This window comes from Streptomyces sp. NPDC056224 (assembly GCF_042267665.1).
GTDB lineage: Bacteria > Actinomycetota > Actinomycetes > Streptomycetales > Streptomycetaceae > Streptomyces.
Genome location: NZ_JBHJTK010000005.1, coordinates 322,134 through 332,218 on the forward strand (window position 1 = coordinate 322,134; position 10,085 = coordinate 332,218).

Sequence of the window (10,085 nt, forward strand, 5' to 3'; positions counted from 1 at the left end):
TGGTCCGCGGGCCCCGGACCGGCCACGAATTCGCTGCCGCCCGCCGCGGGGACCAGGCAGAATTGCCCGGTGCGGTATCTCATCCTTGGCGCCACCGAGGCGCGCGACGAGACCGGAGCCCCCCTTCCCATCGGCGGCGCCCGGCTGCGCGCGCTCCTCACCGCCCTCGCCCTGCGCGCCGGCGCCCGGGTCTCCGTACCCGACCTCGTCGACGAGGTCTGGGGCGACGACCCGCCCCACGACGCCCCCGCCGCCCTGCAGGCGCTCGTCGCGCGGCTCCGCCGCGCCCTCGGCGGCCGGGACTCCGTCCACGCCGACCCCGCGGGCGGCTACCGCCTCGCCGCCGCCCGCGAGGACATCGACCTGCACCGGTTCACGCGGCTCGCCGTCCAAGGCGGCCGGCAGCTCGCCACCGACCCCGCCGGCGCCGCCGACACCCTGCGCACCGCCCTGGCCCTGTGGCGCGGACCCGCCCTCGCCGACCTGCCCGAGTCCGCCCGCTCCGCCCACGCGGCCGCCCCCGAGGCCCGCCGCCGCGCCGCGCTGCGCGACCGCATCGAGGCCGACCTGCGCGGCAGCGTCACCGCCCCGGCCGAACTCCTGCCGGAGATCGAGGCGCTGATCCACGAGAACCCGTACGACGAACCGCTGCGCGTCCAGCAGTTCCGCGCGCTCCGCGCCGCGGGCCGACCCGCCGACGCCCTCGCCGCGTACGAGCACACCCGCCGCACCCTCGCCGACCGCCTCGGCACCGACCCCGGCCCCGAACTCACCGCCCTGCACGCGGAGCTGCTCCGGCCCGCGCCTTCGCCCGCGCCTTCGCCCTGGTCGGCGCCTTCGCCCGCGCCTTCGCCTTGGTCGCCGCCCGCGCCCCCGCTGCCCGCTGGCAACCTCCGCCCCCGCCTCACCTCCTTCGTCGGCCGCGAGCCCGAACTCGCCTCCCTGCACACCGACCTGGCCCGCTTCCGCCTCGTCACCCTCACCGGACCCGGCGGTTCCGGAAAGACCCGGCTCGCCGAGCACGCGGCCGCCGCCCACCCGGAACCCGGATGGCTCGTCGAACTCGCCCGCCTCGACCACCCCGGGGCCGTCCCCGGCGCCGTCCTCAGCGCCCTCGGCCTGCGTGAGAACACCCTGGTCGGCCGCGAGAAGACCACCGCCGACGACCCCACCGCCCAGCTCGTCGAGCACTGCGCGCAGCGCCGCCTGCTTCTCGTCCTCGACAACTGCGAACACGTCATCGGGGCCGCCGCCGAGCTGGCCCAGGAGCTGCTCACCCACTGCCCCGGCGTGCGGATCCTGGCCACCAGCCGCGAACTTCTCGGCGTGCCCGGCGAAACGGTCCGCCCCGTCGACCCGCTCCCGCCCGACCCCGCGCACCGCCTCTTCGCCGACCGCGCCGCCGCCGTCCGCCTCGGCTTCAGCCCCGACGCGGACCCGGAGACGGTCGCCGAGATCTGCGCCCGCCTCGACGGCCTCCCGCTCGCGATCGAGCTGGCCGCGGCCCGGCTGCGGCTGCTCACCCCGCGCCAGATCGCGGACCGCCTCGACGACCGCTTCCGGCTCCTGACCAGCGGCGCCCGTACCGTCCTGCCGCGCCAGCAGACCCTGCGCGCCGTCATCGACTGGTCCTGGGACCTGCTCGACGAGCCCGAGCGGGCGGTGCTGCGCCACCTGTCCGTTTTCGCCGGCGGCTGCGACCTGCCGGCCGCCGAGGCCGTCTGCACGGCCGCCGACGCCGACGCCGACGCCGACGGCCGGGGCCCGGACGTCGCCCACGTCCTGGGCTCCCTCGTCGACAAGTCCCTCGTCCTGGCCGAGCCGGGCCCCGAGCCGGGCGACGGAATGCGCTACCGGATGCTGGAGACCATCCACGAGTACGCTGCCGAGCGCGCGGCCGCGCACCCCGCCGACCGGGCCGCCGCCGCCCACCGACACGCCGCGCACTACCTGTCCCTCGCCGAGGAGGCGGAACCCCTCGTGCGGTCCGCCGCCCAGCTCCCCTGGATCCGCCGCATCGAGACCGAGCTCGACAACCTGCGCGCAGCGCTCCTCCACACCACCGCCGGGACCGCAGGGACTTCAGGGACCGCCGGGACCATCGAGTGCGCCCAGCGCCTCGCGCTCGCCCTCGGCTGGTTCTGGTGGCTTCGCAACTACCGTACCGAGGGCGCCGACTGGGCAGGGCGCGTCCTGGCCGTCACCCCCGCCGAGGCGCCCGAGGGCACGCCCGCGTACTGGCGTTTCATGCGCCTGCGGATCCTGCACCTCGTCCTGCTCGGCGACGGCCGTTCGCCCGAGGAGTTCAGCACCCCGCAGAACGTCGCGCTCGCCGCCGACATCCAGCGGGTGTTCGCGAGCGGCGGCCCCGAGGCTGCCCGGTTCCCCGGCATGCTCTGGCCGATGACGACCTTCCTGACCGGCGGCACCATCGACTTCCGCGCCGGGCTCGACGAGTCCGTCGCCAACTGCCGCCGCCACGGGGGCGACTGGGAACTGGGGGTCACCCTCATGCTCCGCACCCATGTGGCCATCGACATCACCGGCGGCCTGTCCACCGTCGACGCCGACCTGGCCGAACTGCACGAGATCGCCCGCCGGGTCGGCGACCGCTGGACCCGCGGCCAGGTCGCCAGCGCCGCCGGCGAGGTGGCGCTCTCCCGCGGCCGCTACGACCGGGCCCGCGCCGAGTACGAGGAGTGCCTGCGCCTGGCCCGCGAGGTCGGCGCCCACATCGAGGCGCCCTTCGCCATCGCCCGGCTCGCGGAGACCGCCTTCTGCGCCGGGGACTTCGTCGAGTCCGAACGCCTGGTGGCGCAGGCCCACGACGAAGCCGAACAGTACGCGCACGGTGGCATCTACGACATCCAGGCCTACGGCGGCCTCCTCACCGCGCTGCTCGCCCTCGTGCGCGGGGACCAGGACCGGGCCCGCGCCGCCTGTGAAACCGCCCGGACCGCGGCCGGCAAGATCACGGTTCCCCCACAGCTCACCGCCGGGCTCGACGACATCGACGCGGTCCTCGCCTTCCGCGAACACGGCCCGGAGGCCGGCCTCGCCAAGCTCGGGCCGGCCCTGGCCGCCGCCGTTGCCGCGCACTGCGCCGAGCGCGTCCTGGCCTCGCTCACCGACACCGCGGCCCTGCTGCTGGACGCCGCCGACCGCGCCGCGGAGGCCGTACGGCTGCTCGCGGCTGCCACCGCCTGGCGTGCGGGCCACCCGCGCTCGGCCCCGGAACGGGCCGCCGTCGGCGGACTCCCGGACCGCACCCGCGCCGTGCTGGGCCCCGACCGCTACGAGGAGGAGGCGGCGGCGGGCGCCGCACTCTCCCCGGCCGAGGTCGTCACCCTCCTCACCGGCAGCTGATCACGGCGTCGGCCCAGCTCGCCAGGGTCGGGAGCCTGCCCTGCCCCGCCTTCTCCACCACCAGCCGCAGCGTCCCGCGCCCGGCGAGGGGGACGTCCACGGCCGCCGGGGCGTCCCCGTACCCGAGGGCGGCGGACTGCCACAGCCGCTTCCCGTCGGCGTAGACGGAGAACCGCACCGAGCCGTCGGTGTACGGGGAGAGGCCGTCCACCCCGGCCCGCGCCGAGAAGGCCGTGCACGGCCGGTTGAGGGCGATCTCCACGGAGGAACGGGGGTTCACGGTGATCCCCTGTCCAAACCGCCGGTCGCCCACCTCCAGGCCCCAGCGCTGCCACACCCAGCTGCTGCGCCAGGTCTGGAGCTCCGGGCCGCTGTGGTCCCCGTACGCCGAGTGGCCGAGCCGGGCCAGCTGGAACCCCTGTGCCGGCTTCGGCGCAGGCACCGGTGTGGGGGTGGGCCTCGGTGAGGTCCGGCTCGGAGCCGGCATCGGCGAGGGCTGCTCCGGGCCGGGAGAGGGAGACGGCGATGGCGATGACGACGGCGAGGGGCCAGGGGGAGCGGCCACGGCAGGCGTGGCAGGTGCCGGGCTGCGCGGAGGTACGGAGACCCGCGCGGGCGGCGGTTCCGCCCCCGGCGGGCTCGGCTCCGGCGGGCTCGGCTCCGGCGGGCTCGGCTCCGGCGCGGGCGGCTCCGGCAGGGCGGGCGCGGCCGGCACCGCCGGAGCCACCGCTCCGGGCACGGGCTTCGCCCGGGCCTGAGGCTCGGTGTCGTCCCCGGCCAGCGCGAACACCACCCCGGCGGCCGCCGCGACGGCGATCCCGGCGGCGATGGCGGCCTTGACCGGCAGCCCCAGCGCCTCGGACACCACGGCCCCCCCGACCCCGGCCCCGGCACCGGACCCACCGGCAGCCCCCGCACCGGCAGCCCCACCAGCGGCCCCCGCGCTTGCGGCCCCCGTGCCCGCGGCCCCGGCCCCGGCGGCAGCTGCTCCCGCGGTCGACCCGCCGACGGCGGCCACGGCGAACCCGGCTCCGCCCGCGGCGACGGCACCACCGGCCACCACCCCGGCCGCCTTGGCCGCGTACCCGGCGGCGAACCAGCCGATGACGGCGACCGGAAGCAGTGCGGGGATACCCGCGTTGACGTCCTTGAGCTCCCCGGCGGCCAGCCGGCACCGCGCACACTCCTCCAGGTGCCCCCGGAGCCCCCGCTCCGCCCGCATCCGCAGGCCGCCGCGCGCGTACGCCCCCAGCCGGTCCGAGTACCGCGCGCAGTCGCCCCCCGCAGTCAGCGCCGAACTCACATGGGCCTGCAGGTACGCCTGCTTGAGCCCCTCGCGGGCGCGACTGGCCAGCACCGCCGTCGCGTTGGCGCTCAGCCCGAACAGCGGCGCGATCGCGCTCGGCGAGGCCTCTTCCACGGTGGTGTGCCACAGCACGGCCTGCCACCGCTCGGGCAGACTCCGGAAGGCCTGCATGGCGAGGGACTGCTCGGCCTCGTGCATCGCCCGGACGTCCGCGCCCAGTTCGAGGGTGTCGTCCCCGGACAGCCCGGACAGCCCGGCCCCGCCCGCCGAACCCGTGGCCGCCTGCTCGGCGAAGACGGCGAAGTCCTCGACGAGATGCTCCCGCCTCGCGGTCTTCGTCCAGGCCGCGGCGACCCTGCGCACGGTGGTCAGCAGATAGGCCCGCACCGACTGGTCCGGGCCGGCCCCGCCCCGTACCGCCTGCAGGGTCCGCGCGAACACCTCGGCGGTCAGGTCGTCGGCGGTGTGCGCGTCCCGGCAGCAGGACCGCGCGTAGCGGCGTACGGAATCGGCGTGCCGACGGAACAGCTCCTCGTACGCACCGTCGTCCCCGCCCCGCAGCCGGGCGATCAAGTCGCCGTCGGAAGGGGGCAGTTCGGTTCCGATGCCGATGCCCGCCGAAGCGGCGTGCCGGCCTCCCGGTTCGCGCTGGGCGGGTACCTGGCGGGCGGGCGGGCTGCCCGCCTCGACCTCGCCACCGGTGCCACCGAGTGGCCCTTCCCGCCCGTCAACGCTCATCGCGGAAGCCCCCGCACGACACACTCAACCGGTACACCGATCAAGCGTGTCACACGGGTGCCACGCGTCGAACCCGTTTGCACACCATCCACCCATCCGGGGACAGTCCGGCGAAATACCGCACTGTCACCCGGAATCACACCGTGCGGGACCGCAGCCCTTCGAGCAGGATGTCGAGCAGCCGCGCCGAAGCCGCCGCCTGCTGCGCCGGGTCGGGCAGCGCGGGCGCCGCCGTGGCGATCACGAGCAGCACATCGGCCACCGTGACGTCGGTCCGCAGCTCACCGGCCTCACGGGCACGGTCCACCAGGCGGCCGACGACCTCCAGCAGCGCACCGGCACCCGAGTCGTCCGACGGCTCGTCCTCGATCGCGGGCCGGGCGCCCACGACGCGCAGTCCGGGAGCCCCGCCGGCCTCGACGGCCTGGCGCTGGTGCGGAACCCGCGCCGCCTCGGACTCCTCGACGCCGTCCTCGCCCGTCGAGCCCACCCGGAGCACCTGCGGCGGCAGCAGCCGCCCGGCGCCCGAGGCCACGGAGGTGCGCAGGAAGCGCGACAGCGCCTGCCACGGCTCCTCCTCCTGGCCCAGCGCGGTCCTGGCCTGGTCGGTCAGCCGGGCGGTCTCCTCCTCGGCTATTCGCCGGACCAGGACGTCCTTGCTCGGGAAGCGCCGGTACACCGTGCCGACACCGACGCGCGCGCGCCGCGCCACGTCCTCCATCGGAGCCCCGTAGCCCAGTTCGCCGAAGACCTCGCGGGCGGCGCGCAGGACGTGTTCCAGATTGCGCTGGGCGTCGACGCGCAGCGGCGTGGACCGCCCCACGCCGTGTGTGGTGCCGCCCGCGATGCCGCGACCCTCGCTCTCGACCGAGAGAGCGGTCGCAGAACCATGGAAATCGGAAATGTTCATATGTTTCCCCCGGTAATCATTTGTCTCCCCCCGGAGACGCTCCCCGCCTTCATGTCGAGGGGGCCACGGTCAGGTGGGCCCGGTCTTACTCCTCGACGAGATACGAACATAGTTGAGCCAGAGTCAATTCAGAAGAGGCAGCCCCCGACGGAGCACCGCCCGATCGGAGCATTCACCCCCACTTTTCCGTTCCACCCTCTCGGAATCACCCCTTCCGCACCCTCTGACCTGCGAATCTGCACCCCCCTCCAAGGTCCGCTTCAGCCCCGTCCCAGCACTACCTCCGGTCACACAATCTGTCGGGGCTGTGGACAAACTCCCGGCCACGTTGCGTCATGGGATGGTGAAGGCTGCTAACTCCCGGGGCACGGACCCCGGTACCCCGCCCCGCACCCGCATCCTGGTCGTCGGCGGCGGCTACGTCGGCATGTACACAGCGCTCAGGCTCCAGAGAAGGCTGAGAGCCGGCGAAGCCGAGGTCACGGTGGTCACCCCCGAGCCCTACATGACCTACCAGCCCTTCCTCCCCGAAGCAGCCGCGGGCTCGATCTCCCCCCGCCACGTCGTCGTCCCGCTCCGCCGGGTCCTCGGCACGTGCCGCATCGTCATCGGCGAGGCCCGGCGCATCGACCACGCCAAGCGCACGGCGACCGTCACCACCCTCGCCACCGAGGAGGAGGGCACCGGCGCGGTCGAGATCGAGTACGACGAACTCGTCCTCGCCCCCGGCTCCGTCTCCCGCACCCTCCCCGTCCCGGGACTCGCCGACTACGGCATCGGGTTCAAAACGGTCGAAGAGGCGATCGGCCTGCGCAACCACGTCATCGAACAGATGGACATCGCCTCCTCCACCCGCGATCCCGCCATCCGTGACGCCGCCCTCACCTTCGTCTTCGTGGGCGGCGGCTACGCGGGCGTCGAAGCCCTCGGGGAACTGGAGGACATGGCCCGCTACGCCGCGCGGTACTACCACAACGTCAAGGCCGAGGACATGAAGTGGGTCCTGGTCGAGGCCAGCGACCGGATCCTCCCCGAGGTCGGCCCCGAGATGGGCGTCTACACGGTCCGCGAACTGCGCCGCCGGGGCATCGACGTCCGCCTGGAGACCCGTCTCGAATCCTGCGAGAACCGCGTCGCCGTCCTCAGCGACGGCGCCCGATTCCCCACCCGCACCGTCGTGTGGACCGCGGGAGTCAGACCGCACCCGATCCTGGCCGCCTGCGACCTGCCGAAGAACGAGCGCGGCCGGCTGGCCTGCACCTCCTTCCTCACGGTCGAGGGCGTCGAACACGCCTGGGCCGCCGGCGACGCCGCCGCCGTCCCCGACATCACCGCCGCGCAGCCGGGCCGCGAATGCGCCCCCAACGCCCAGCACGCGGTCCGCCAGGCCAGGGTCCTCGCCGACAACCTCATCGCCGCCCTGCGCGGCGAAGTCCTCACCGAGTACGCCCACAAGTACGTCGGCTCCGTCGCCTCCCTCGGCTTCCACCAGGGCGTCGCGCACATCTACGGCCGCAAGATCAAGGGCTACCCCGCCTGGTTCATGCACCGCGCATACCACCTCAGCCGCGTCCCCACGTTCAACCGCAAGATGCGCGTCCTCGCGGAATGGACCCTCTCCGGTCTTTTCAAGCGGGAGATCGTCTCCCTAGGCTCACTCGAACACCCCAGGGCAGAATTCGAACTCGCCGCCGGCGGCGGCCCCAAGGAACCCCCGCCGAACCCCGCCCCCAACCCCCCGCAGGACAGCCAGGGCTGACGTTGTCAGTGCGGTCGGACACACTGGACGTGTGACCATAGGTGGGCTCACACCTGCACAGAGTGACAACGTCCCGTCCGTGACCGATCACCAGCGACACAGCGACCACTTGCGACACCACGAGGCTTGAACGCAGTGAACTTCACGCGCTGGAGCGCCCGGTTTCCCGGAACGCAGCGCCGCGCCGCCGCCCGGACCGAACACGCCGCCGCCCAGGCCAAGCGGGGCGAAGGCTCCGTCCCGGCAGCCCGCGGCGGCCGCGCCGACCCCGGAACCGAGCGGTCCGCGCCCGCCGCGGACGGCCGCCCCGCGGACCCCACGGTCTGCGGCACCGGCAGCGGATCCGGCACCACCCCGGCCGTCGCCCCCGTGCCGCGCACGGGCGTCACCGCCGCGGTGCCCACCCCCGAAGAGCTCTCCGTGCGCGAGGTCCTCGGCCGGCTTCCGGCCCTGGTCGCCCTCGTCCACGGCCCCGAGCACCGCGTCGCCTACGTCAACGACGCCTACACCGCCGGCTTCGGCGCCCGCACCCCCGGCGCCCCCGCCCACGAGGCACTCCCCGAGCTCGGCGAGCTCGGCCTGCTCCCCCTCCTCGACCAGGTCCAGCGCAGCGGCAAGCCCCGTACCGCCAAGAACCGCACGGCACCGGGCGGCACCAGCTCGTACACCGTCACCTGCTCGCCGGTGGAGTTCCCCCGGTCCGCCCCCGGGCGCGACCCCGAACCGGACCCCGGCCACACCGGGATCCTGATCCACCTCGCCGACGTCACCGACCACGCCGAGGCCGTCGAACGCCTGCGCGCGAGCGAGCGCCGCCAGCGCGAGGCCGCCGTCACCCTCCAGCGCTCCCTCCTCCCGCAGGAACTCGAACAGCCCGACGACCTGCGCATCGCCGCCACCTACCAGCCCGGCGGCACCGAGGCGGCCGTCGGCGGCGACTGGTACGACGTCATCACCCTCGGCGCCGGCCGCACCGCGCTGGTCATCGGCGACGTCATGGGCCGAGGGGTCCGCGCCGCCGCCGTCATGGGCCAGCTCCGTACGGCCGTCCGCGCGTACGCCCGCCTCGACCTGCCCCCGCACGAGGTGCTCCAGCTCCTCGACGGCCTCGCCGCCGAGATCGACGCCAGCCAGATCGCCACCTGTGTCTACGCCGTCCACGACCCCAACGAGGGGCTGCTCGCGTACGCCTCCGCCGGCCACCTCCCGATCCTGGTGCGCGACGAGGACGGCACCGTCCGCAGGGCCGCCGACCCCACCGGCCCGCCGCTGGGCACCGGCGGCTGGCTCCACACCTCGGGCACCATCGCCCTGGGCCCCGGCTCCACCGCCGTCCTCTACACCGACGGCCTCGTCGAACGCCGCGGCGAGGACATCGACGAAGGCGTCGCCGCCCTGGAACGGGCCCTGTCCGGCGCCCAGGGCACCCCGGCCGTCATCTGCGACCGCCTGATGCGCGCCCTCGGCGTGGATGCCGATCACGACGACGACGTCGCCGTGATGGTCCTCCAGCAGCCCGCCCGCACCGGCGCCGACGCCGAGCTGTTCCACAACGCCGCCCTGGAACTCCTCGGCGGCATCGAGGCCGCCCCGCGCGCCCGCGCCTTCGCGCAGGGAGTCCTCGCCTCCTGGCGCTTCCCGGTCGAACTGTGCGATCTCGGCGTACTGGCCGCGAGCGAGCTCGTCGCGAACTCCCTCCAGCACGGCACGCCGCCCATGCGCCTTCGGCTGCGCCGCACCGACCGCCGCCTGATCATCGAGGTCACCGACGGGGACGACCACCTCCCGCGCCGCCGCCGCGCCGAACCGGCCGACGAGACCGGCCGCGGCATCTCCATCGTCGCGACGATCGCCTCGTCCTGGGGCTGCCGCCGCACTCCGGGCGGAGGCAAGGCCGTCTGGTGCGAGTTCGCCCTGCCGGAGAAGTAGCCGCAAGCGCGGAAGGGCCCCCGGCGGTGGGCCGGGGGCCTCCCCGTGTTGAGGGGCGTGGACACGGCCCCCCGCGC

At 75.0% G+C, this 10,085-nt stretch carries 5 protein-coding genes; 3 read left to right on the top strand and 2 right to left on the bottom strand.

Translation table 11 applies throughout. The features are described from left to right. The first annotated feature begins 69 nt into the window (after positions 1-69). Positions 70-3,366, top strand: a complete 3,297-nt coding sequence (locus ACFCZ1_RS10475) for a BTAD domain-containing putative transcriptional regulator (protein WP_376677965.1) — start codon at positions 70-72, stop codon at positions 3,364-3,366. Here the strand turns inward: ACFCZ1_RS10475 and ACFCZ1_RS10480 are convergent. Both ACFCZ1_RS10480 and ACFCZ1_RS10485 read right to left on the bottom strand, forming a co-directional pair. Beyond that, the gene (locus ACFCZ1_RS10480) at positions 3,353-5,410 is read right to left on the bottom strand and encodes a sigma-70 family RNA polymerase sigma factor (protein WP_376677966.1); all 2,058 of its coding nucleotides are present in this window, start codon (positions 5,408-5,410) and stop codon (positions 3,353-3,355) included. The two genes, ACFCZ1_RS10475 and ACFCZ1_RS10480, sit on opposite strands and share 14 nt — an antisense overlap. A 136-nt stretch (positions 5,411-5,546) precedes the next feature. Beyond that, entirely contained in the window at positions 5,547-6,320 is a 774-nt protein-coding gene (locus ACFCZ1_RS10485; RefSeq protein WP_376677967.1) for a TetR/AcrR family transcriptional regulator, read from the bottom strand. Between the two features lie 340 nt (positions 6,321-6,660). Here ACFCZ1_RS10485 and ACFCZ1_RS10490 point away from each other — a divergent pair, with 340 nt between their 5' ends. Then, complete coding sequence (locus ACFCZ1_RS10490) at positions 6,661-8,079, top strand: NAD(P)/FAD-dependent oxidoreductase (RefSeq protein ID WP_376677968.1); 1,419 nt, start codon at positions 6,661-6,663, stop codon at positions 8,077-8,079. A gap of 135 nt (positions 8,080-8,214) precedes the next feature. Next, the gene (locus tag ACFCZ1_RS10495) at positions 8,215-10,008 is read left to right on the top strand and encodes a SpoIIE family protein phosphatase (protein ID WP_376677985.1); all 1,794 of its coding nucleotides are present in this window, start codon (positions 8,215-8,217) and stop codon (positions 10,006-10,008) included. Positions 10,009-10,085 lie beyond the last annotated feature (77 nt).